This is a genomic window from Tepidiphilus sp. HLB4, assembly GCF_054823945.1.
Map to the genome: position 1 here is coordinate 54,616 of NZ_JSYB01000094.1, position 22,278 is coordinate 76,893.

The 22,278-nt window shown below is 65.5% G+C and carries 19 protein-coding genes; 2 read left to right on the top strand and 17 right to left on the bottom strand.

All coding sequences use genetic code 11. The annotated features are described in order from the left end of the window. Positions 1-21: 21 nt before the first annotated feature. Both flhB and clpB read right to left on the bottom strand, forming a co-directional pair. Positions 22-1,191: a flagellar biosynthesis protein FlhB gene (gene flhB, locus OA56_RS10945; RefSeq protein WP_055423674.1), complete on the bottom strand. Its 1,170-nt coding sequence runs from the start codon at positions 1,189-1,191 to the stop codon at positions 22-24. A 161-nt stretch (positions 1,192-1,352) separates the two neighbouring features. Then, on the bottom strand, positions 1,353-3,932 hold the full coding sequence (gene clpB, locus OA56_RS10950) for an ATP-dependent chaperone ClpB (RefSeq protein WP_461585293.1): 2,580 nt from the start codon (positions 3,930-3,932) through the stop codon (positions 1,353-1,355). Positions 3,933-4,141: 209 nt separating this feature from the next. On the opposite strand from clpB, the gene OA56_RS10955 reads away from it, so the two are divergent. Next, positions 4,142-4,660, top strand: a complete 519-nt coding sequence (locus tag OA56_RS10955; RefSeq protein WP_461585295.1) for a phasin family protein — start codon at positions 4,142-4,144, stop codon at positions 4,658-4,660. A 27-nt stretch (positions 4,661-4,687) separates the two neighbouring features. Here OA56_RS10955 and moaE read toward each other — a convergent pair whose 3' ends face one another. The 15 genes from moaE to OA56_RS11030 form a co-directional block, all read right to left on the bottom strand. Further along, the gene (gene moaE, locus OA56_RS10960; protein ID WP_141055771.1) at positions 4,688-5,125 is read right to left on the bottom strand and encodes a molybdopterin synthase catalytic subunit MoaE; all 438 of its coding nucleotides are present in this window, start codon (positions 5,123-5,125) and stop codon (positions 4,688-4,690) included. Between the two features lie 4 nt (positions 5,126-5,129). Continuing rightward, on the bottom strand, positions 5,130-5,384 hold the full coding sequence (moaD, locus tag OA56_RS10965) for a molybdopterin converting factor subunit 1 (RefSeq protein ID WP_141055768.1): 255 nt from the start codon (positions 5,382-5,384) through the stop codon (positions 5,130-5,132). 25 nt (positions 5,385-5,409) lie between these two features. Beyond that, positions 5,410-6,615, bottom strand: coding sequence for a molybdopterin molybdotransferase MoeA (locus tag OA56_RS10970; RefSeq protein ID WP_461585298.1), 1,206 nt, complete (start codon positions 6,613-6,615; stop codon positions 5,410-5,412). A 22-nt stretch (positions 6,616-6,637) separates the two neighbouring features. Beyond that, a complete protein-coding gene (locus tag OA56_RS10975; protein WP_461585300.1) occupies positions 6,638-8,644 on the bottom strand; it encodes an ATP-dependent DNA helicase in 2,007 nt (668 codons plus the stop codon). Positions 8,645-8,655: 11 nt separating this feature from the next. Then, positions 8,656-9,813, bottom strand: a complete 1,158-nt coding sequence (gene zapE, locus OA56_RS10980; protein ID WP_461585302.1) for a cell division protein ZapE — start codon at positions 9,811-9,813, stop codon at positions 8,656-8,658. Further along, entirely contained in the window at positions 9,813-11,234 is a 1,422-nt protein-coding gene (gene lpdA / locus OA56_RS10985; RefSeq protein ID WP_461585304.1) for a dihydrolipoyl dehydrogenase, read from the bottom strand. Before lpdA ends, zapE begins: the two co-directional genes overlap by 1 nt. 54 nt (positions 11,235-11,288) lie before the next feature. After that, complete coding sequence (gene odhB, locus OA56_RS10990) at positions 11,289-12,491, bottom strand: 2-oxoglutarate dehydrogenase complex dihydrolipoyllysine-residue succinyltransferase (RefSeq protein ID WP_461585306.1); 1,203 nt, start codon at positions 12,489-12,491, stop codon at positions 11,289-11,291. Positions 12,492-12,519: 28 nt separating this feature from the next. After that, positions 12,520-15,354: a 2-oxoglutarate dehydrogenase E1 component gene (locus tag OA56_RS10995; protein ID WP_055423664.1), complete on the bottom strand. Its 2,835-nt coding sequence runs from the start codon at positions 15,352-15,354 to the stop codon at positions 12,520-12,522. Between the two features lie 49 nt (positions 15,355-15,403). After that, entirely contained in the window at positions 15,404-16,699 is a 1,296-nt protein-coding gene (gene gltA, locus OA56_RS11000) for a citrate synthase (protein ID WP_461585308.1), read from the bottom strand. Continuing rightward, positions 16,696-17,004, bottom strand: a complete 309-nt coding sequence (locus OA56_RS11005; RefSeq protein ID WP_072247945.1) for a succinate dehydrogenase assembly factor 2 — start codon at positions 17,002-17,004, stop codon at positions 16,696-16,698. Before OA56_RS11005 ends, gltA begins: the two co-directional genes overlap by 4 nt. Next, positions 17,001-17,708 (bottom strand): succinate dehydrogenase iron-sulfur subunit, encoded by a 708-nt coding sequence (locus OA56_RS11010; protein WP_055423662.1) that lies wholly within the window; start codon positions 17,706-17,708, stop codon positions 17,001-17,003. Before OA56_RS11010 ends, OA56_RS11005 begins: the two co-directional genes overlap by 4 nt. Positions 17,709-17,726: 18 nt before the next feature. Then, a complete protein-coding gene (gene sdhA, locus OA56_RS11015) occupies positions 17,727-19,520 on the bottom strand; it encodes a succinate dehydrogenase flavoprotein subunit (protein ID WP_461585311.1) in 1,794 nt (597 codons plus the stop codon). Between the two features lie 2 nt (positions 19,521-19,522). Further along, positions 19,523-19,870: a succinate dehydrogenase, hydrophobic membrane anchor protein gene (sdhD, locus tag OA56_RS11020; RefSeq protein ID WP_055423660.1), complete on the bottom strand. Its 348-nt coding sequence runs from the start codon at positions 19,868-19,870 to the stop codon at positions 19,523-19,525. Beyond that, a complete protein-coding gene (gene sdhC, locus OA56_RS11025; RefSeq protein WP_055423659.1) occupies positions 19,864-20,256 on the bottom strand; it encodes a succinate dehydrogenase, cytochrome b556 subunit in 393 nt (130 codons plus the stop codon). Before sdhC ends, sdhD begins: the two co-directional genes overlap by 7 nt. An 81-nt stretch (positions 20,257-20,337) precedes the next feature. Beyond that, the gene (locus OA56_RS11030; protein WP_055423658.1) at positions 20,338-21,066 is read right to left on the bottom strand and encodes a GntR family transcriptional regulator; all 729 of its coding nucleotides are present in this window, start codon (positions 21,064-21,066) and stop codon (positions 20,338-20,340) included. 134 nt (positions 21,067-21,200) lie between these two features. On the opposite strand from OA56_RS11030, the gene OA56_RS11035 reads away from it, so the two are divergent. Next, positions 21,201-22,193, top strand: coding sequence for a malate dehydrogenase (locus OA56_RS11035; RefSeq protein ID WP_141055760.1), 993 nt, complete (start codon positions 21,201-21,203; stop codon positions 22,191-22,193). Positions 22,194-22,278 lie beyond the last annotated feature (85 nt).

The window sequence follows — 22,278 nt, forward strand, 5'->3', positions numbered from 1 at the left end:
CCCGCTCCATCGCTGCGCTCATCACGCTCCATGCTCCCCGTCTTCATCCGCCGCCGCCACTTCGCCCGGATCGAGCTCCGGCGGCACCGGAACCTCCTGCGGCGGCTGCGGCTTGGGTCCGCCCACGGCCATCCAACGATCCAATTGGAACACATAAGCGAGGATCTCGGCCACCGCCGCGAAGAGCGTAGGCGGAATCGTCTGGCCGATGTCGACGTGCGCATAGAGCGCCCGCGCCAAGGGCGGCGCCTCCACCCGCGGCACCTCGGCCTCATCGGCAAGCTCACGGATCTTCTGCGCGATCACCCCCCGGCCCTTGGCCACCACCACCGGCGCGGCCATGGTTTTTTGATCATACTTCAAGGCCACGGCGAAGTGCGTCGGGTTGGTCACCACCACGTCGGCCTTGGGCACCTCCTCCATCATGCGCTTGCGCGCCATTTCGCGCTGCATCGAACGGATGCGCGCCTTGAGGTGTGGATCGCCTTCCTGTTCCTTGTATTCCTGCTTGACCTCTTCCTTGGTCATGCGCAGGTTCTTGTAGTATTGCCACAGCTGGAACGGGACATCCACCGCCGCGATCAAGGCGAGCCCCGCCACGATCAGCACCGCCCCGAAAACCATCTCGTGCAGGAAACTCGCCGCCGCGTCGTTCACAGGCAACGCCGCGAGCGAGAGCACCGTATCGCGCTCCCGCCGAAAGGTCACCCAAACCATCCCCGCCACCGCTGCCACTTTCAGCAGCGACTTCACCACCTCCATCGCCCCTTGCAGCGAGAACATGCGGCGCAGTCCGTTCATCGGATCGAGCCGCTCCAAGCGGAAACTCAGAACCTTGGGGGAAAACACCAGGCCGCCCAGCAGGAGCGGACCGGCCACCGCCGCCACCAGCAAGACGAGGAAGATCGGGGCAAACGTGAGCAGCGACTCGACGAACACCCGGCGCAGCAGCCATAGCACGCGAACCGGATCGAAAGCCGTATCGTGCTCGAACGCGAATCCGTCGGCGAGCACCCGCACCCAACGCCGCCCCATCCATTCCCCGGCGAGCAAGAGCGTCATCACGCCGGCGAAGAGCACGAGAAAAGTCCCGAGTTCGCGCGAATGCGGGACCTGCCCCTCCTCGCGCGCCTGCTCTAGCCGCCGCGCCGAAGGCTGTTCGGTCTTTTCGAGATCGCTCTCTTCGGCCACGCCGTGGCCCTCCCACTACCCGACCCTTTCATGATCGCAGCCGCGACGGCAAGGTCAACGGCAGAAAAACGCCCCCGAAGAACGGCATTTCCCCTGTTTGGACGTAAAAAAGCGGGAACCGGCCCACTTGCCGGTTCCCGCCCTTCTCGGCGCAGGAGCGATCAGGCTTTGTCGAAGCGGAAGATGCCGTTCTCCACCGTGACGCGAATCCTGTCCTTCGGTCCGAAGCGCCCTTCCAGGATCGCCTTGGCGAGCGGGTTCTCGATGAGGTCCTGGATCGCGCGCTTCAAGGGACGCGCACCGTAGACCGGATCGTAGCCCGCCTTGGCGAGTTCGCGCAGCGCCTCTTCCGTCACCTCCAGGGTCATGTCCATGCGCGCGAGCCGCGCCTCGAGCCGGCGCAGCTGGATGCGCGCCACTCCGGCGATGTGCTCCTCGGCGAGCGGATGGAACACCACCACCTCGTCGATGCGGTTGAGGAACTCGGGCCGGAAGAACCCGCGCACCTCGGCGAGCACGGCCAACTTGATCACCTGATAGTCGTCCCCCGACATCTGCATGATGCGCTGGCTGCCGAGATTGGACGTCATCACGATCACCGTGTTGCGGAAGTCCACCGTGCGCCCCTGTCCGTCGGTGAGCCGACCGTCGTCGAGCACCTGCAGCAGCACGTTGAACACGTCCGGGTGCGCCTTCTCCACCTCGTCGAAGAGGATCACGCTATAGGGCTTGCGCCGCACCTGCTCGGTGAGATAGCCCCCTTCCTCGTAGCCGACGTAGCCCGGAGGCGCACCGATGAGCCGCGCCACGGAGTGTTTCTCCATGTACTCGCTCATGTCGACGCGGATCATGTGATCCTCGGAATCGAAGAGGAAGTCGGCGAGCGCCTTGCACAGCTCCGTCTTCCCGACCCCCGTAGGTCCGAGGAAGAGGAAGGAGCCGATGGGACGGTTCTCGTCGCCCAACCCCGCGCGCGAGCGCCGGATGGCGTCGGAGACCAAGCGTACCGCCTCGTCCTGTCCCACCACCCGCTGATGCAGATGCTCTTCCATCTTGAGGAGCTTTTCGCGCTCGCTCTGCATCATCTTGCTCACGGGAATGCCCGTCATGCGCGAAACCACCTCGGCGATCTCTTCGGCGCCGACCTGGGTGCGCAAGAGCTTGAACGGCGCGCCGGATTTCTCCGCCTCCTCGGCCTGCTTCAGCTCGGCCTCGAGCTGCGGCAGCCGTCCATATTGGATCTCGGCCACTTTGTCGAGCAGCCCCTTGCGCTGATACTCCAGCATCTGCGCGCGCAGCCGGTCGATCTCTTCCTTGAGGTGCTTGGTCCCCTGGATGCGCGCCTTCTCGGCCTTCCACACCTCTTCGAGCTCGCTGTATTCGCGTTGCAACCGCTCGAGCTCTTCCTCGATGAGCTTCAGGCGCCGCTGCGAGGCCTCGTCCTTCTCCTTCTTCACCGCCTCGCGCTCGATCTTGAGCTGGATGATGCGCCGCTCGAGCTTGTCGAGCGCCTCCGGCTTGGAGTCGATCTCCATCTTGATGCGCGCGGCCGCCTCGTCGATGAGGTCGATCGCCTTGTCCGGCAGGAAGCGATCGGTGATGTAGCGGTGCGAGAGCTCGGCCGCGGCGACGATGGCCGGGTCGGTGATCTCCACCCCGTGGTGGATCTCGTACTTCTCCTGCAGACCGCGCAAGATGGCGATGGTCTGCTCCACCGTGGGTTCTTCCACCATCACTTTCTGGAAGCGGCGCTCGAGCGCGGCATCCTTCTCGATGTACTTGCGGTACTCGTCGAGCGTGGTCGCGCCGATGCAATGCAGCTCACCGCGCGCGAGCGCAGGCTTGAGCATGTTGCCCGCATCGAGCGCCCCTTCGGCCTTGCCCGCACCCACCACGGTGTGGATCTCGTCGATGAAGAGGATGATGCGCCCCTCTTCCTTGGTGATCTCGGTGAGGATGGCCTTCAGGCGCTCCTCGAACTCGCCGCGGTACTTGGCCCCGGCAATGAGCGCGGCCATGTCGAGCGCCAGGATGCGCTTGTCGCGCAGACTCTCGGGAACCTCGCCGTTGACGATGCGCTGCGCCAGCCCCTCGACGATGGCGGTCTTGCCCACGCCCGGCTCGCCGATGAGCACGGGGTTGTTCTTGGTGCGCCGCTGCAGGATCTGGATGGTGCGCCGGATCTCGTCGTCGCGCCCGATCACCGGATCGAGCTTGCCGCGGCGCGCCCGCTCGGTGAGGTCGATGGTGTACTTCTCCAATACCCCGCGCTGCGCCTCGGCCTCGGGCGTCTCCACCTTTTGCCCGCCGCGCATCTGCTCGATGGCCGCCTCCAGCGCCTTGCGGTTCAGGCCGTGCTCACGCGCGATGCGCCCCGTCTCGCCCTTGTCCTCGGTGAGCGCGAGCAGGAACATCTCGGTGGCGATGTAGGGGTCGCCGCGCTTCTGCGCCTCGCGGTCGGTGAGGTTCAGGAGATTGGCCAGATCGCGCCCGATCTGCACCTCCCCACCCGTGCCCTGCACCTGCGGCAGCGCATCGATCGCCTGGTGCAGCGCCGCCTTGAGCCCGGCCACATTGACGCCGGCGCGCTGCAGCAGGCTCACGGTGGAGCCGTCTTCCTGCTCGAGCAGCGCCAGCAGCAGATGCTGCGGCTCGATGAACTGGTTGTCGTGCCCCACCGCGATGCTCTGCGCCTCTTGCAGCGCCTGCTGGAACTTGGTGGTGAGCTTGTCGAATCTCATGGAAGACTCCGTCGAAGGAAAGTGATCGATGCCCTGTATATAGGCTCCGGACCGGCGAAATTCAAGACCGACGGAGAAAAAATGACAAATTGATTATACGATGGCATTGTGCGCTGCATCACTTTTTTCTTGCACCCCTGCATGAACGATGCTATAGTAAAAAGAAAAAGTTTTTTCGATGTCGTTACCACCTACTTCGGGAGCCAATCATGAAGAATCAGACCAATTTCGCGCAATTGCAGCAAAAACAGCTGGAAAACGCGATGAAATTCACCCAGATGGCCATCGACAATACCCAGCGCCTGCTCGCGCTGCAGATCGAAACCGCCAAGGCGCTCTTCGAAGAAGGTGCGCGCAGCACCCAAGCCCTGCTCGCCGCCCAGGCCCCCGAAGAGCAGCTCAAGCTGCGTCAGGAATTCGCGCAGAAATCGGCCGAGAAAATCATGGGCTGCATCAACGAGATCGCCCAGCTCACCGTCAAGGCCCAGGCCGAGCTCAACCGCCTCGTCTCCGAGGCGATCACCACGGGTTCCCAGGAATGGACGCAGGCCATGCAGTCGCTCGGCACCAACCTGCCGAAAATGGGCGGTGAAGACCCGATGAAAGCCGTGCAGAGCGCGATCGACCAGTCCCGCGCCGTGCTCGAGCAGATGTCGAAGATGACCACCGAAGCCTGGCAGAACATGATCTCCGGCGCCCAGCAAACGCAAGGCGGCGCCAAGAAGTAATCGCCCCCTACGAAGCGGGCGGGCCGCTCACCAGCGGCGTGCCCGTTTTTCGTCCGACTCCCTCGCCTCGACCCAACGGGCGACCCCTTCCGTTTCTTCCTTCTTCCAGAAGGGCGCCTCGGTCTTGAGGCGATCGATCAAAAATTCACACGCCGCAAACGCATCTGCGCGATGGCGACTCGCCACGCCCACGAACACGATGCGCTCGCCCGGCATCAATCGCCCCACGCGGTGGATCACCGTCACTGCGATCAAAGACCAACGGCGGCGCGCCTCCTCGACCAGAGCCTCGAGCGACTTCTCGGTCATGCCGGGATAATGCTCCAGAGTCATCGACCGCACTTCGCCGCCGCGCACGGTGCCGACGAAGCTCACCACGGCGCCCACCTCGGGCGAAGCCCCCTGTAGCCGTTCGTCTTCGGCCCCCACGTCGAAGTCTTCGATCTGCACCCGGACGGTCCACATCGTCTCACCCCCCCGTCACTGGTGGGAAAAACGCCACCTCGTCGCCGTCCCGCACCGGTTCGTCCCAGGCGCAGAGCGCCTGGTTGCGGGCACAGCGCAGCGTCTTCCACGTCACGAGCGGCGCCCACGCCTCTCCCCTGGCACCGAGCCAGGCGCGCAGCGCCGCCATCGTCTCGACCCCCGCCGGCAGCGCCACCGATTCCTCGGCGAGCGGCAAGGCATCGCGCAGCGCCGCGAAATAGAGCACTCTCACCGCCATCTCTGCCCCTCCTTCCCTTCGATCCTCATCCCAGCAAACGCGCAAAAGGACGGTAGCGGACCAGGTCCCCTTCGCGGATAGGGGTGGCCGGCGGCACCTCGACCAGGCCGTCGGCCCAGACGAGGGAAGCGAGCATCGCCGATCCCTGATCGGGATGGAGCACCGCCCGACCCCGGGCATCGAGCCGGGCCCGCAGGAATTCCCGCCGTGGATCGGCCTTCAGGCGGGTGAAGCCCGCCTCCACCCACAGGGGCGGATCCAGCACTTCCCGCACCCCTTGCAGGCGCAACAGGAACGGACGGACGAAGAGGACGAAGGTGACGAAAGCGGAGACCGGATTCCCCGGCAGCCCCAGGAAGTGCGCCGCCCCGAGGCGCCCGTAGGCAAGCGGCTTGCCCGGCTTGATCGCCAGTTTCCACAGGTCCAGCCGCCCTTCCTGCCGCACGGCGGCCACGACGTGATCCTCCTCCCCTACGGAGACCCCGCCACTCGTCAGGACGACGTCCGCCCCGTCGGCCGCCCGCCGCAGCGCCGCCCGGGTTTCTTCGAAACGATCCGGCACCACGCCGTAATCCTCGACCAGGCAGCCGAGCTCTTTGAGCAAGGCGCGCAGCAGATAGCGGTTCGAATTGTAGATCTGGCCTGGACCGAGCGGCTGTCCCGGCATCACCAGCTCGTCGCCCGTCGAAAAGAGCGCCACGCGGACGCGGCGGCGCACCGGCAGGGTAGCATACCCCACGGCGGCCGCAAGGCCCAGCGCCTGCGGACTCAGGCGGGTGCCCGCCGTCAGGATCTCGCATCCCAGGGCGATTTCACTGCCCGCCCGCCGCACCGATTCCCACGGCTGCGGAACGTGGTGGAAGATGACTTCTTCCCCTTCCACCTCCACCCGTTCCTGCATCACGACCGCATCGGCCCCCTCGGGCAAGGGCGCACCGGTAAAGATGCGCGCGGCGCTGCCTGGCTCGAGCGGCACGCCGACCGAGCCCGCCGGAATCCGCTGGCGCACCGGCAGCCGAACGCCAAGGTGGGCGACGTCGGCACAGCGCACGGCGTAGCCATCCATTGCCGCCGTGTCCTGGCGGGGCAAGGCGATCGGCGAGTAGAGGGTCTCCGACAAGACGCGCCGCTCCGCCTCCAGCGTCTCGATCAGTTCTTCTTCGAGCACCGGCTCCGCGGCCGCAAGCAAGCGGGACAAACCCTCTTCGAACGACATCAGGCTTTGCGCCATTTCTTTTTCCTCTCTTGGGGATTCATTGCGTCTCGCCTCCCGCCGCGTCCAGCGGCGGAGCCGATCCTCCGCCGGCCTCGCGGGCAAGCGCCGCCAGGAAGGTCTCTGCCCGCGCCACTTCGCGCAGCCGCGCCATGGGCGGCAGGCTGGACCACAGAATCTTACCGTAACCGCGGGTAGCCATGCGCGGATCGCAGATACACAGCACGCCGCGGTCGCGCTCGCTGCGGATGAGCCGTCCCGCGCCCTGTTTGAGCTGGATGGTGGCGCGCGGCAGCTGCAGCAGGGCGAAAGGGGATTCGCCCTGCGCCGCGAGCCGGGCCATGCGCGCGGCGAGCACGGGATCGTCGGGCGGAGCGAACGGCAGCTTGTCGATGATGACGAGCGAGAGCGCCTCACCGGCGACGTCCACCCCTTCCCAGAAACTCTGGCTGCCGACGAGCACGGCGTGCGGCGTGGTGCGAAAGCGTTCGAGCAAGGCATGACGCGATCCTTCGCCCTGCACCAGCACCGTATACCCGGCCCCCAGGCGCGCGCGCAAGCCCTCACCCAGGCGCTGCATCGCCTTGAGCGAGGTGCACAGCACGAACGCCCGCCCTTCGGCGGCACGGATCAGCCGCTCGGCGACTTCCTCCACCGCCGGCAGATGCTGCGGCGAACCCGGCTCCGGCATCCCTTGGGGCACCAGTAACAAAGCCTGGCGGCGATAGTCGAACGGACTCGCCCAGATCCCCTCCTGCACCGGCAGCTCCTCGTCGAACAGCCCCAGGTCGCGGCGAAAATGCGCGAACGACCCAGCCACCGCGAGCGTGGCCGAAGTCATCACCCAGGCCCGCTCCCCGCCGGCAAGGAGCCGGGAAAACGCCGGCCCCGCTTCGATCGGCGTACGGTGCAAGGTGAAGCGCGTGCCCACCGCCTCCACCCAATGCACGAAACGCTCCTCCCCCTCGCCCCACTGGGCGAGCAGGTGCTCCAGCGCTTCGGCCCGAGTCGCGAGCCGCGGCAGGTTCTCGCTGCGTTCCTGCTGGCTTGCCAGCGCTTCGCGCAAGGCCGCCGCGCTCGCCGACAAGGTCTGCAGGGCCGAGGCGAACCCGGCGGCCTGCTCCAGCGCCTGCTGCCGCGGCCAGCGCACGGTCTCGGCCGGCAGGCTCAGCCGCAGGTCCTTCACCGCCTTGTCGAAGGCGTCGATCGCCTCGCGCAAGGGCCGGAAATCCGGTGCCGCCACCAGCGCCTCCACCCGGGCATCGCGCACGAGCTCGAAGCACTGGCTCGACGCCAGGCTCTCGCCGAAGAACACCGCCGCGAGCTCGGGCAGCTGGTGCGCCTCGTCGAACACCACCAGGTCCGCATCCGGCAAAAGGCCGCCCACCCCCTCGTCGCGCAGCACCAGATCGGAGAAAAAGAGGTGGTGGTTCACCACCACGCACTCGGCCTCCTGCGCCGCGCGCCGCGCCTTCATGAGGAAGCACTCCTGCCAGTGAGGGCAATCCTGGCCGAGGCAGTTGTCACGCGAGGAGGTGGCGAACGTCCAGGCGAAGGCATCCTCGGGCACTTCGGAGCATTCGGCCTTGTCCCCTGAAGCCGTGTGCTGGGCAAAGCGCGCGATGAGCCGCAAGAGCGCGGCGTCCTCGGCGGTGGCGAAGCGGCCGTGGGCGAGATTGCGTTCGAGGTGATAGTGGCAGACGTAGTTCTGGCGCCCCTTGAGGAGCGCCGTGCGCACCGGAATCTTCAACGCCTCCTTCAGGCGCGGCAGGTCGCGGTGAAAGAGCTGATCCTGCAAGGTCTTGGTGCCCGTCGACACGATCACCTTGCGCCCGGAGAGCAAGGCCGGCAGCAGATAGGCGAAGGTCTTGCCGGTGCCGGTACCGGCTTCGGCCAGCAACACCGCCTTCTCCTCGATGGCGCGGGCCACCGCGAGCGCCATCTCGTGCTGCTGCGGCCGATGGACGAACCCGGGAATCGCCGCGGCGAGCCGCCCGCCCGGGCCGAGCTCCTCTTCGATGCGCGCCGCGAGCGTCTCCCCGTCCATCTCCCCTTCCGTCAGTCGGGCCGGTGCGCTTCGGCGAGGTACTCGCGCGTGCGCATCTCGATCAGGCGGCTCGCGGTGCGGGCGAACTCGTGCGCGTTCAAGCCCTCGCGATAGAGCTCCTGCGGCTCGGCCTCGGCGGTGGCGATCAGTTTCACCCGATGATCGTAGAGCACGTCGATGAGCCAGGTGAAGCGCCGCGCCTGCGAGGCCTGCGCCGGCCCCATGCGGGGAATGCCGCTCAGGAGCACCGTGTCGTGCTCGCGCGCGATCTCGAGATAATCGTTCTGCGAGCGCGGCCCGTCGCACAGCGCTGCAAAGGTGAACCAGATCACGTCCTGGTGCCTGCCGAGATAGGGAATCTCGCGCTCGAAGAGCTCGAGCCTGCCCGGCACAGGATCTTGGCCCGTCAGGCGCCGGAAGTCCTCCCGCAACTTCGCCTCGTTCTCGGGCGAAGGAGGAACGAGGTAGAGCTCGACGTTCTCCAGGGTGCGCAGGCGGTAGTCGGTGCCGGAATCGACCTCCAGCACGTCGAAGGTGCGTTCGATGAGCGCGATGGTGGGCAGAAAATTCACCCGCATGAGCCCGTTGGGATAGAGCCCGTGCGGGGGATAGTTCGAGGTGAGCACGAAGACCACGCCGCGCGCGAGCAGCGCCTCCAGGAGCCGCCCCAGGATCATGGCATCGGCGATGTCCGAGACGTGGAATTCGTCGAAACACAGCAGCCGCACCTCGGCGGCGATGTCCTCGGCCACCTTCGCCAAGGGATCGGGCACTTCGCGGTGCCGCCGCAGGTCTTCATGCACGCGCTGCATGAAGGCATGGAAATGCACCCGGCGCTTGGCGGCAAAGGGACAAGCGGCAAAGAACACGTCCATCACGAAGCTCTTGCCGCGCCCCACCCCGCCCCAGAGGTAGACGCTGCGCACCGCCGGCTCGGGCGGCGCCGTCTCCTTGGCCGCAAAGACGCGGCGCAGCAAGCCCAGCGGCGAGCGCGACGATCCTTCGGTGCGCGACCGGGCCCCTGCGCCGCGGCACAGGTCCTCGCACAGCCGCTGGAGGCGCTCGACGGCGCGGCGCTGCGCCGGATCAGGACGATAGCCCCGCTCGGCGAGCGCCGCCTCATAGGCCGCGACGATGTCGCCCGCCGCAGCCGCAACCTGCTCGGCCATCAGAAATGCAGAGGCCGGCGATCGACCGCCAGCGCCGCCTCGTGCATCACCTCGGACAGCGTCGGGTGGGCATGGCAGATGCGCGCAATGTCCTCGGCAGCGGCGCCGAACTCCAGCGCTACCACCGCCTCGGCGATGAGCTCGGAGGCGTTCGCCCCGATGATGTGCACGCCCAGGATACGGTCGGTCTTGGCACAGGCGATCATCTTGATGAAACCCTGCGGCGCCCCCATGCCCAACGCCCGACCGTTGGCAAGGAAGGGGATCTTGCCGACGCGATACTCCGCGCCCTCGGCCTTGAGCTGGGCTTCGGTCTTGCCCACCCAGGCGATCTCCGGCGCCGTATAGATCACCCACGGGATGGCGTCGTAATTCACGTGCCCCGCCTGCCCGGCGATGCGCTCGGCCACCATCACCCCTTCTTCCATCGCCTTGTGCGCGAGCATGGGACCGCGCACCACGTCGCCCACCGCCCAGACGTTGGGCAGGTTGGTGCGGCAGTGCTCGTCGACCGCGATCTGGCCGCGCTCATTGACCTGCAACCCGATCTCCTCGGCGCCGAGCCCTTCGGTATTGGGCACACGACCCACCGAGACGATGACCCGGTCGGCCTCCAGCGTCTGCTCCTTGCCCTCCTGGTCGCGGTAGCGCAAGATCGCCCCGTCCCCCTTCAGCTCGGCCCCCTCGATGGTGACGCCGAACTGGAACTTCAACCCCTGTTTGGTGAAGAGCGACAGTGCCTCCTTGGCCACGTCCGCGTCGGCGGCGGCAAGGAAGTCGGGCAGCGCTTCGAGGATGGTTACTTCCGACCCCAGACGGCGCCACACCGACCCCATCTCGAGCCCGATCACGCCCGCGCCGACGATGACGAGCCGCTTGGGCACGACCTGCAGCTCGAGCGCTCCCACGTTGTCGCACACGATGCGGTTGTCTACCGGCAGGTTTGGCAGGTGACGCGCCTTGGAGCCAGTGGCCACGATCACGTGCTTGGCGAGCACCGTTTCCTCGCCCACGCGGATTTGCCAGGATTCCCCCTCGCGGCCGAGAAACTGCCCGTGGCCCGGCAGCAAGCTCACCTTGTTCTTGCGAAAGAGCCCCTTGATCCCCTGGGTGAGCTGGGTGACGATGCCTGCCTTGCGCTGTATCATCGCCGGCACGTCGATCGCGAGCCCCTGGACACGAATGCCTTGGCCGGCAAACGTATGCGCCGCCTCTTCATAGAGGTGCGACGTGTGCAGCAGCGCCTTCGACGGAATGCAGCCCACGTTGAGGCAGGTGCCGCCCAGGCGCGGTTCGCCCTTGGGGTCGGCATACGGGTTGGATTCACAACAAGCGGTCTTGAAGCCGAGCTGTGCGGCGCGGATGGCCGCGACGTAACCGCCGGGCCCGCCGCCGATCACCAGTACGTCGAAACTTTGCATCGATCCTTCCTCCTCGTGACGAAAAAGGGGCGGCCCGCGCCGCCCCCGCGGCACTCACACGCCAAAGAGCAGGCGCGCCGGATCTTCCAGAGCCTCTTTGATCGTCACGAGTCCCAGCACCGCCTCGCGCCCGTCGATGATTCGATGGTCGTACGAAAGCGCCAGGTAGTTGATCGGACGGATCACGATCTGGCCGTTCTCGACCACCGGGCGGTCTTTGGTGGCGTGGATGCCGAGGATGGCCGATTGCGGCGGGTTGATGATCGGCGTGGAGAGCATGGAGCCGAACACCCCGCCGTTGGAGATGGAGAAGGTGCCTCCGGTGAGCTCTTCGAGCGACAGACGCCCATCCTTGGCCTTGGCACCGAACTCGGCGATCTTCTGCTCGATCTCGGCCATGGAGAGCTGGTCGGCGTCGCGCAGGATGGGCACCACCAGACCGCGCGGCGAACCCACGGCGATGCCGATGTCGATGTAGCCGTGGTAGATGATGTCGTCGCCATCGACCGAGGCGTTGAGGATGGGAAACTTCTTCAAGGCGGCGCAGGCGGCCTTGACGAAGAAGCTCATGAAGCCAAGGCGCACGCCGTGTTCCTTCTCGAACTTCTCGCCGTACTTCTTGCGCAGCTCGATGACCGCGGCCATGTTGACCTCGTTGAAGGTGGTCAGCATGGCGTTTTCGTTCTTCGACTGCAGCAGGCGTTCGGCGATGCGCTTGCGCAGCTTGGTCATGGGCACGCGCTGCTCGGGGCGCTCCCCGCTCACCGCAACGGGCGGTACCACGGGCGCAGCCGCAACGGCAGGCTTGGCAGCCGCCGGCTGGGCGGCGAGCGCGTCTTCCTTGGTGATCCGGCCGCCGCGTCCAGTACCGGCGACGCTCTCGGGCGCCACCCCTTTTTCTTCCAGGATCTTGCGCGCGGCGGGGCTCGCCACGGCAGCCGTCGCTGCGGCTTGGGCCGCGGGCTGGGCCGTCGGTGCAGGCGCCGCAGCCGCCGCCGGCTCACCGGCAGACGGTTTGGCCTCGGTATCGATCTGGGCGATCACCTCGCCCGAGGTGACGGGAGCCCCATCCCCCTTGAGGATCTTCACCAGCACCCCATCGGCGGGGGCGGGCGTCTCGAGCACCACTTTGTCGGTCTCGATATCGACGAGGTTCTCGTCGCGACGGACGAATTCCCCTTCCTTCTTGTGCCAGGCCACCAGCGAGGCTTCGGCCACCGATTCGGACAGCTGCGGCACTTTCACTTCGATCAACATATCATTCTCCTGACGGTCTGGTAGGCGCTCAATCGGCCAGGATCGGGCCAAACGCCCCCTCGATCACGGCTTTCTGCTGTGCCACGTGCTTGGCGAGATAGCCCACGGCGGGCGAGGAACTGGCTGGGCGAGACACGAGCAACAGCCGACGACCGCGCCCGAGCTCGTTCTTCAGGTGCTGGCGCGACAGCAGCCAGTACCACACGCCCTGGTTGCGCGGCTCTTCCTGTACCCAGACGAGTTCCTTGGCCTGGGCGAAAGGCTTGAGGGCGGCGTTGAGCGCCTCGGCCGGGAAGGGATAGAGCTGCTCCAACCGGATGATGGCCGTATCGTCGATCCCTTTCTCGCGCCGGTAGGCGAGCAGCTCGTAATAGATCTTGCCCTGGCACAGCAGCACGCGCTTGACCTTCTTCGGCGCGAGCTCTTCGACTTCGCCGATCACGGTCCGATAGCCGCCGCGCAGGAAGTCCTCCATGGGGGAAGCGGCCTCTTTCAGGCGCAGCAGCGACTTGGGCGTGAACACCACCAGAGGTTTGCGCACGCGCCGCAGCATCTGGCGGCGCAGCAGATGGAAGATCTGCGCTGCGTTGGTAGGCACGCACACCTGCCAGTTGCGCTCGGCCGACAGCTGCAGATAACGCTCGATGCGCGCCGAAGAGTGCTCGGGCCCTTGCCCTTCATAGCCGTGCGGCAGCAGCAAGGTGAGCCCGCACAAGCGCCCCCACTTGGCTTCGCCCGAGGCGATGAACTGGTCGATCACCACCTGCGCGCCGTTGGCGAAATCGCCGAACTGTGCCTCCCAGATGGTGAGCTGGTTCGGCTCGGTGATGGCATAGCCGTAGTCGAAGCCCAGCGTCCCTTCTTCCGAGAGGGTGGAATCGTAGACGTAGAACGGCGCCTGCCCTTCCTGGATGTTCTGCAGCGGAACGTAGGTGCCTTCGTCGCGCCGCTCGCGCTTCTGGTCGTGCAGCACCGCGTGGCGGTGGAAGAAGGTACCGCGGCCCACGTCCTCGCCCGAGAGCCGCACGCCGAACCCTTGCGCGACCAAGGAAGCATAAGCGAGATTCTCGCCAAAGCCCCAGTCGGCCGGCATCTCGCCACGCCCCATCGCCCGCCGGTCCTCGATGATCTTCTGCACCCGCGGATGCAGCTCGAAACCTTCGGGGATCGTGGTGAGCCGCTCGGCCAGGCGCCGGTATTCGGCCGCCGGAATGGACGTGTCGCACTCGTCGGTGTATTCCTGCCGGATGAACGGGGTCCAGTCGATGGCGTGCTTGCGCACGACGTTGGCCACTACCGGGTTGTAGAGGAGCTCGCCCCGGTCGAGATGTTCGCGGTATTCCTGGATGTAGCGCTCGGGGTCGTCCGGGGCGATCACGCCGCTCTGCACGAGGTGATCGGCATAGAGTTTGCGCGTACCCGGATGCTGCCGGACACGGCGATACATCAGCGGCTGGGTCACCGCCGGCTCGTCCTGTTCGTTGTGCCCGAGCTTGCGGAAGCACACGATGTCCACCACCACGTCTTTCTTGAACTCCTTGCGGAATTCCATGGCGAGCTGCATCACGAAGGCCACCGCCTCGGGATCGTCGCCATTGACGTGGAAGATGGGCGCCTCCGCCATCTTGAAGATGTCGGTGCAGTAGGTCGAGGAGCGCAGGTCGCGCGGATCGGACGTGGTAAAGCCGATCTGGTTGTTGATGACGATATGCACCGCGCCGCCCACGCCATAGCCGCGCGTCTGGGCAAAGTTGAGCACCTCCTGGTTCACCCCCTGCCCGGCCACCGCCGCGTCGCCGTGGATGATGATCGGCACGACCTGATCCTTGGCTTCCGCCGGGTCGCGGCGCTGCTGGCGGGCGTAGGCCGAGCCGAGCACGACGGGGTTGACGATCTCGAGGTGCGAGGGGTTGAACATGAGCGAGAGGTGCACCGGCCCGCCCGGGGTGAGCACGTCGCTCGAAAAGCCCATGTGGTACTTCACGTCGCCGGCGGTGAGCTCTTCGGCCTTCTTGCCTTCGAATTCGGCAAAGAGCATGGCCGGCGGCTTGCCCAGGACATTGACCAGCACGTTGAGACGCCCGCGGTGCGCCATGCCGATGACGACCTCCTGCGCCCCGTGCCGGCCGGCCACGCGGATCGCCTCGTCGAGCGCAACGATGGCCGACTCGCCCCCTTCGAGCGAGAAGCGTTTCTGGCCTACGTAGCGGGTGTGCAGGTAGCGCTCCAGGGTTTCGGCCGCGGTGAGCCGCTCGAGGATGCGCTTCTGCTGATCGACCGTGAGTCTCGCCTTGCCATGCACCGGCTCGAAGCGCGCCTGCAGCCAGCGTTTCTGCGCCGTGTCGGTGAGGTACATGTACTCGACGCCCACGGTGCGGCAATACGTCTGACGCAGCGCCTCGAGGATCTCGCGCAACGTGGCCGTCTGCTTCTCCAGCCCGCGGAAGGAGCCGACGTTGAACTCGCGGTTGAGGTCGGCTTCCGTGAGCCCGTACGTGGCCGGCTCGAGCTCCTCGACGCGCGGCTTCTCGTGCATCTTCAGGGGGTCGATGTCGGCCACACGGTGCCCGAGGAAGCGGTGCGCGTTGATGAGCTGCAGCACGCCCACCTGGCGCTGGCCATCGTCGGTACCGGCCTTGACGAAACGCACCGGCCCCATCTTGGCCATCTGCTCGAACGCAGCGCGGATCGGGGCGTGCGGCACCTCCTGCTCTGGCCCTGGCCCCTGGCGCAGAGCGTCGAAATAATGCCGCCACTCTTCGGGGACCGAATCCGGATCGGCGAGATAGTGCTCGTAGAGCTCCTCGACGAACGGGGCGTTGGCCCCGAAGAGGACGGTCGTGTCCTGGAATTCCTTGTACATGGGGATTCTCTCTTTCAGGCTCGAGCCTGTATTCCGATCATACGGCGCTTCAGCCCCGAGCTTCCAGCGGCACGACGTCGCGGCGCGGAGCACCGACATAGAGCTGACGCGGACGGCCGATCTTATATTCGGGATCGGTGATCATTTCTTCCCACTGCGTGAACCACCCCACCGTGCGCGCGAGCGCGAAGATGCAGGTGAACATCGAGGTCGGGATACCGATGGCACGCTGCACGATGCCGGAGTAGAAGTCCACGTTGGGGTAGAGCTTCTTCTCGACGAAGTATTCGTCTTCCAGCGCGATCTTCTCCAGCGCCATGGCCAGCTTGAAGAGGCGGTCGTTTTCCAGCCCCAGCTCCTGCAGCACCTCGTAGCAGATCTTGCGCATGAGCTTGGCGCGCGGATCGTAGTTCTTGTAGACGCGATGGCCGAAGCCCATGAGCTTGAAGGGATCGTTCTTGTCCTTGGCCCGCTTGATGTACTCGCCCACGCGCGAGACGTCGCCGATCTCCTCGAGCATGCGCAGACAGGCCTCGTTGGCGCCGCCGTGCGCCGGCCCCCACAGGCAGGCGATGCCGGCGGAAATACAGGCGAAGGGGTTCGCGCCGGAGGAACCGGCCAGGCGCACGGTGGAAGTGGAAGCGTTCTGCTCGTGATCGGCGTGCAGCGTGAAGATCACGTCCATGGCGCGCACCAGCACCGGGTTGGGCTCGTACTTCTCGCAGGGCGTGCCAAACATCATGTGCAGGAAGTTCGCGGCGTACGAGAGGTCGTTGCGCGGATACATGAAGGGCTGGCCCACGTTGTACTTGTAAGCCATGGCCACGATGGTGGGCATCTTGGCCACCAGACGGATGAAGGAGATCGTGCGGTGCTCGGCGTCGCCGAAATCGAGCACGTCGTGGTAGAAAGCCGAAAGAGCCCCCACCACCCCGACCATCACCGCCATGGGATGCGCGTCGCGGCGAAAGCCGGTGAAGAAACGGTTCATCTGGTCGTGCAGCATGTTGTGACGCCGCACGCGGTTGTCGAAGTCTTCCAGTTCGGCCTTGGAGGGAAGCTCGCCGTTGCGCAGCAGATAGGCCACCTCGATGAAGGAGCACTGCTCGGCCAGCTGCTCGATGGGATAGCCGCGGTAGAGGAGCTCCCCTTTGTCTCCGTCGATGTAGGTGATGGAAGAGCGGCAGCTCGCGGTGGAGAGAAAACCGGGGTCGTAGGTGAAATGCCCCGTCTCGGCCCCGAGCTTGCGGATGTCGATCACGTCGTTGCCGAGCGTGCCCGAGAGGATGGGATAGTGATATTCCTTGCCGTCGATGACGAGCGTCGCCTTGCGTTCCGTGCTCATGCGTTTTCTCCTTGATTTTCGAGGGATCCCCGTCCCTCTTCACCCATCAGGCGCGTGCGTCGATGCCTTCTCACGCCGCGCAGTTTCTCGACCATCCCGACCCAGCGTGGCGACGGAATGGGTCGGGTACCGTTGACGAGGGCCCAGAGTTCATGGTCTTCCAGTGCCAGCAGCTCTTCCAGAATTGCGAGTTCCTCGTCGTCGAGCCGCTCGAACTCGACCGCCAGGAAATCCTGGAAGATCAGGTCGAGTTCGAGCAGGGCCCGCCGGCAGTGCCAGCGGATCCGTCCCTTGGGGCTCGTCATACCGCACGCGAGACCATCAGCTCCTTGATCTTGCCGATGGCCTTGGTGGGGTTGAGATGCTTGGGACAGACGTCGACGCAGTTCATGATCGTATGGCAGCGGAAGAGCCGATACGGATCGTTGAGATCGTCGAGCCGCTGGCTGGTGGCCGTGTCGCGCGTATCGGCGATGAAACGGTAGGCGTTCAACAACCCGGCCGGGCCGACGAACTTGTCCGGGTTCCACCAGAAGGACGGACAGGAAGTCGAGCAGCACGCGCACAGGATGCACTCATAGACGCCGTTCAGCTCCTCGCGCTCCTCGGGCGTCTGCAGGCGCTCGCGCTCGGGTGGAGGATCGTCGTTGATGAGATACGGCGTGATCGAATGGTACTGCTTGAAGAACTGCGTCATGTCGACGATGAGGTCGCGGATCACCGGCAGGCCCGGCAGCGGCCGCAGCACGATGGGCTGTGTCAGGCTGTCGATGTCGGTGAGGCAGGCCAGACCGTTCTTGCCGTTGATGTTCATCGCATCCGACCCGCACACCCCTTCGCGACAGGAGCGGCGGAACGACAGCGAATCATCCTTGGCCTTGAGGCGCACCAGCGCCTGCAGCAGCTTTTTGTCGGTCGGCTCGAGCTCGACCGAAATGTCTTGCATGTAGGGTTTCTGATCCTTGTCGGGATCGTAGCGATAGATGCGGAACTGCACCACTCGGGTCATGGTCGGTTCTCCCGCCGGTCAGTACGTGCGCTTGGCAAGCGCGATGGGTTGGGTGTCGGGGTTGAGCGGCTTGAGATTCACCGGCTTGTACACGAGCCGGTTGCCGTCACGGAACCACAGGGTATGCTTGAGCCACTCCTTATCGTTGCGCCCGTTGGGGAATTCGGGGGTGTCGGGACAATCGTCGCGCACGTGCGCCCCGCGGGATTCCTTGCGCGCCGCCGCCGAGATCATCGTCGCCTTGGCCACCTCGATGAGATTTTCGAGCTCGAGCGCCTCCATGCGCGCCGTATTCCACACTTTGGAATGGTCGCGGATGGCCGTACGACGTACGCGTTCCTCGACCTCGAGGATCTTCTGCACGCCTTCCTCGAGCATGTCCTTGAAGCGAAATACGCCGGCGTGTTTCTGCATCGTGCGCTGCAGCTCGAGCAGCACGTCGGCCACCGGCTCGCCTTCTTTCTGGTTCTCGAGACGCGCCAGGCGCGCGAGGCTCGGCTCGGCCGCATCCTTGGGCAGCTCACGCAGCGTGAGGTTGCCGCTCTTGATGTCGGCCACGGCAGTCTCGGCCGAAGCCTTGCCGAAGACGAGCAGGTCGAGCAGCGAGTTGGTCCCCAGACGGTTGGCACCGTGCACCGACGCGCAGGCGCACTCGCCGGCGGCATAGAAGCCGGGGACCGGCGCGTTCGGGTCGCCATCCTGGGGCATCACCACCTGGCCCTTGTAGTTGGTCGGAATGCCACCCATCATGTAGTGGCAGGTGGGCACGACCGGAATCGGCTCCTTGATCGGGTCGACCCCGGCGAACTGGATGGAGATCTCGCGGATGCCCGGCAGCCGCTTCATGATGATCTCGGGCGAGAGGTGCGTGATGTCGAGCAGCACGTAGTCCTTGTTCGGCCCGCAGCCGCGCCCTTCGTTGATCTCGGTGACCATGGCGCGGGCGACGACGTCGCGCGACGCGAGATCCTTGAGGTTGGGCGCGTAGCGCTCCATGAAGCGCTCGCCGTTGCAGTTGCGCAGGATGCCGCCTTCGCCGCGCACGCCCTCGGTGATGAGCACGCCGGCGCCGGCAACACCCGTGGGGTGGAACTGCCAGAACTCCATGTCCTCGAGCGGGATGCCTGCGCGCGCGGCCATTCCCAGGCCATCACCGGTATTGATGAAGGCGTTGGTCGAAGAGTGGTAGATGCGCCCCGCCCCGCCGGTGGCGAAGATGGTGGCCTTGGCGTGGAAGATCGCCACTTCGCCCGTCTCGAGCTCGAGCGCCGTGACGCCGAGCACGTGCCCTTGGCTGTCGCGGATGAGATCGAGCGCCATCCATTCGACGAAGAAGTGCGTGCGCGCACGCACGTTGCGCTGGTAGAGCGCGTGCAGCATCGCGTGCCCGGTGCGGTCGGCCGCGGCGCAGGAGCGCATCACCGGCGCCTCGCCGTAGTTCATCGAATGCCCGCCGAAGGGACGCTGATAGATCTTGCCTTCGTCGGTGCGGTCGAACGGCATGCCGAAGTGCTCGAGCTCGATGACCACCTCGTTGGCCTTGCGCACCATGAATTCGATCGCATCCTGGTCACCCAGCCAGTCGGAACCCTTGACGGTATCGTACATGTGCCAGTGCCAGTGATCCGGCGTGGAGTTGCCCAGCGAGGCAGCCACCCCCCCCTGCGCCGCCACGGTGTGCGAGCGCGTGGGGAACACCTTGGTGAGTACCGCCGTGCGCAGCCCCGCTTCGGCCAGTTGCAGCGCCGCGCGCAGGCCGGCGCCGCCGGCACCGACGATCACGGCATCGAACGTATGCTTCGCGACTTTCACGGTCAGAGTCTCCACAGGATTTTGGCCGCCCAGCCGGCGTAGCCGACGAGCAGAAAGAGCGTGATGAGGTGCAGCGCCAGGCGCAGCCCCAGCGGCTTGACGTAGTCCATCCAGATGTCGCGCACGCCGACCCAGGCATGATAGGCAAGCGACATGAAGAAGAGGAAGGTGAGGAAGCGCATCAGCCCGCCCGAGAAGAGCGCCGACCAATGCTCGTAATCCATCTTGGGCAGCGTGAGCGCCGCGAAGGCGAACACGATGGTATAGAGCGCCATGTACGTGGCGGTGGCACGCTGGGCGAGCCAGTCGCGCAGACCGTAGTGGGCGCCGACGACGAGACGTTTTACCATAGCCAGACTCCCAGGATCACGGTGAGCGTGAGGCTGACGATCAGCACCAGCCGCGCACTCTGGCGCGCGGGCTCGAGCTCGATGCCCTTGTGCAGATCGAGCAGCAGGAAGCGGATGCCGGCGCAGAAGTGGTGCAGGTAGGCCCACAGCAGGCCGAAGAGGATCAGCTTCACCAGCGGATGGCCGACGATTGCCTTATAGGTGGCAAAGGTCTCGGGTGAAGACACGCTCAGGTCGAACAGATACAACAGGAACGGCAACAGCAGGAACAATCCGGCCCCGCTGATCCGATGCAGAATCGAGACGATCCCCGGCAACGGCAGCCGAATTTCCCGTAGGTCGAGAAACTTGGGCCGCGCCTTTCGTGCCACGCTTGCTTCGCTCATCGCGCTTGCTCCCTTGGTCACACACACGCGTCCGCCGTCGCGGACGCACCCTCGAAAAAACGGTGCTCGCCGACCCGGTGCTCAGGTCAGCTCGTTGTGGTAGTGGTATTGCGTGGTGAGATAGCGCCCGCGGCGCCATTCCACCGGCCGATCGTTGTAAGTATACGTCACGCGCTCCACCGACAGAAGCGGCGTTCCCTCCTTCACGCCCAGCGTCTCGGCCGCCATGCGGTCGGCGGCCACGGCGCGGATGTGCTCCTCGGCCCGCAGCATGCGCACCCCGAAGCGCGTCTCGAAGAAACTGTAGAGCGAGCCTTTCCACTCCTTGAGCGTGTCGAGCGTGAGCCCCTCGAACACCTCCCCGGGAAGGTAGATCTCGTCGAGCACCACGGGCTTGCCGGAAAACTTGAGCACGCGCCGCAGGATGATGATAGGATCGCCTACGGGAATTTGCAGCACACGCGCCGCCTCTTGTCCCGCCTTGGCGCGCCAGCAGTCGAGCGGCACGCTCTGCGGCTGGGTCAGGCTGCCGTCGTCGGGCACGAGCCGCAGAAAACGGAAGAACTGGCGCGGATCGTGGTGCGAGACCACAAAAGTGCCTTTGCCCTGCTTGCGCACGAGCACGTTCTCGGCGGCCAGCTCATCGACGGCCTTGCGCACGGTGCCTTGCGAAACGCCGAAACGGGCCGCCAGCTCCTGCTCGCTGGGAATGGCCTCGCCCGGTCGCCATTCGCCGGATTCCAGCGCCTGGACGATCAACGATTTGATCTGCCGATACAACGGACTGAAGGTGGGTGCATTCGAGGCCATGTTCGTTATTTCAGCACAAAAAGGATAGGACGTCTACCATGTCCACCGTCTTATATAAGATATAAGACATGGATTGACAAGCCCCAGCCGCCGGACTAGGATTCCAAGATTATCGTCCACCACGGAGAGCACCGATGAGCAAAGCCCCCGTTCGCGTCGCCGTCACCGGCGCCGCCGGTCAGATCGGCTACAGCCTGCTGTTCCGCATCGCCAGCGGAGAAATGCTGGGTAAAGATCAACCCGTCATTCTGCAGCTGCTCGACCTGCCCCAGGCCCAGAAAGCCGTCAAGGGCGTGATGATGGAACTCGAAGACTGCGCCTTCCCGCTGCTCGCCGGCATGATCGCCACCGACGACCCCAACGTCGCCTTCAAGGATGCGCAGATCGCCCTGCTGGTGGGCGCGCGCCCGCGCGGCCCCGGCATGGAGCGCAAGGACCTGCTCTCGGAAAATGCCAAGATCTTCACCGTGCAGGGCAAGGCGATCGCCGAACACGCCAACCCCGACTGCAAGGTGCTGGTGGTGGGCAACCCCTGCAACACCAACGCCTACATCGCGATGAAAACCGCCGAAAAAGTCGGCCGCGTCCCCTCCAAGAACTTCACCGCCATGCTGCGGCTCGATCACAACCGGGCACTCGCCCAGCTGGCGATCAAGACCGGCCGGCCGGTGTCGAGCTTCGAGCACATCGTCGTCTGGGGCAACCACTCCCCCACCATGTACCCCGACTATCGCTTCTGCACCTCCAACGGCGAGTCGGTCAAAGATCTCATCAACGACGAAACCTGGTACCGCGAAGTCTTCATTCCCACCGTGGGCAAACGCGGCGCGGCCATCATCGAGGCGCGCGGCCTCTCTTCGGCCGCCTCCGCTGCCAACGCCGCCATCGACCACATCCGCGACTGGTGGCTGGGCACGAACGGCCGCTGGGTGACCATGGGTGTGCCTTCCGACGGTTCCTACGGCATCCCCGAAGGGATCGTCTTCGGCTTCCCCTGTGTGTGCGAGAACGGCGAATACCGCATCGTCCAGGGGCTGCCCATCGACGACTTCTCCCGCGAGCGCATCCTCGCCACGCTCAACGAACTCATGGAAGAGCGCGAAGGGGTCAAGGATCTCCTCGGCTGAGGCAAACCCCGAACAAAGCGTGTATCATGAAGGCACGTCGCCGCGCATTGCGGCCGCGTGCCTTTTTCTCGTCCTTCGCAGTCTC

Coding starts and splice junctions, on each gene's coding strand:
- lpdA (WP_461585304.1), bottom strand. CDS start 11,234: ATGCAAAGTTTCGACGTACTGGTGATCGGCGGCGGGCCCGGCGGTTAC.
- OA56_RS11010 (WP_055423662.1), bottom strand. CDS start 17,708: ATGACCCGAGTGGTGCAGTTCCGCATCTATCGCTACGATCCCGACAAG.
- OA56_RS10975 (WP_461585300.1), bottom strand. CDS start 8,644: ATGGACGGGGAGACGCTCGCGGCGCGCATCGAAGAGGAGCTCGGCCCG.
- sdhC (WP_055423659.1), bottom strand. CDS start 20,256: ATGAGCGAAGCAAGCGTGGCACGAAAGGCGCGGCCCAAGTTTCTCGAC.
- zapE (WP_461585302.1), bottom strand. CDS start 9,813: ATGGCCGAGCAGGTTGCGGCTGCGGCGGGCGACATCGTCGCGGCCTAT.
- OA56_RS10970 (WP_461585298.1), bottom strand. CDS start 6,615: ATGGCGCAAAGCCTGATGTCGTTCGAAGAGGGTTTGTCCCGCTTGCTT.
- moaD (WP_141055768.1), bottom strand. CDS start 5,384: ATGGCGGTGAGAGTGCTCTATTTCGCGGCGCTGCGCGATGCCTTGCCG.
- OA56_RS11030 (WP_055423658.1), bottom strand. CDS start 21,066: ATGGCCTCGAATGCACCCACCTTCAGTCCGTTGTATCGGCAGATCAAA.
- gltA (WP_461585308.1), bottom strand. CDS start 16,699: ATGAGCACGGAACGCAAGGCGACGCTCGTCATCGACGGCAAGGAATAT.
- OA56_RS11005 (WP_072247945.1), bottom strand. CDS start 17,004: ATGACGAGCCCCAAGGGACGGATCCGCTGGCACTGCCGGCGGGCCCTG.
- sdhD (WP_055423660.1), bottom strand. CDS start 19,870: ATGGTAAAACGTCTCGTCGTCGGCGCCCACTACGGTCTGCGCGACTGG.
- odhB (WP_461585306.1), bottom strand. CDS start 12,491: ATGTTGATCGAAGTGAAAGTGCCGCAGCTGTCCGAATCGGTGGCCGAA.
- OA56_RS11035 (WP_141055760.1), top strand. CDS start 21,201: ATGAGCAAAGCCCCCGTTCGCGTCGCCGTCACCGGCGCCGCCGGTCAG.
- moaE (WP_141055771.1), bottom strand. CDS start 5,125: ATGTGGACCGTCCGGGTGCAGATCGAAGACTTCGACGTGGGGGCCGAA.
- clpB (WP_461585293.1), bottom strand. CDS start 3,932: ATGAGATTCGACAAGCTCACCACCAAGTTCCAGCAGGCGCTGCAAGAG.
- OA56_RS10955 (WP_461585295.1), top strand. CDS start 4,142: ATGAAGAATCAGACCAATTTCGCGCAATTGCAGCAAAAACAGCTGGAA.
- OA56_RS10995 (WP_055423664.1), bottom strand. CDS start 15,354: ATGTACAAGGAATTCCAGGACACGACCGTCCTCTTCGGGGCCAACGCC.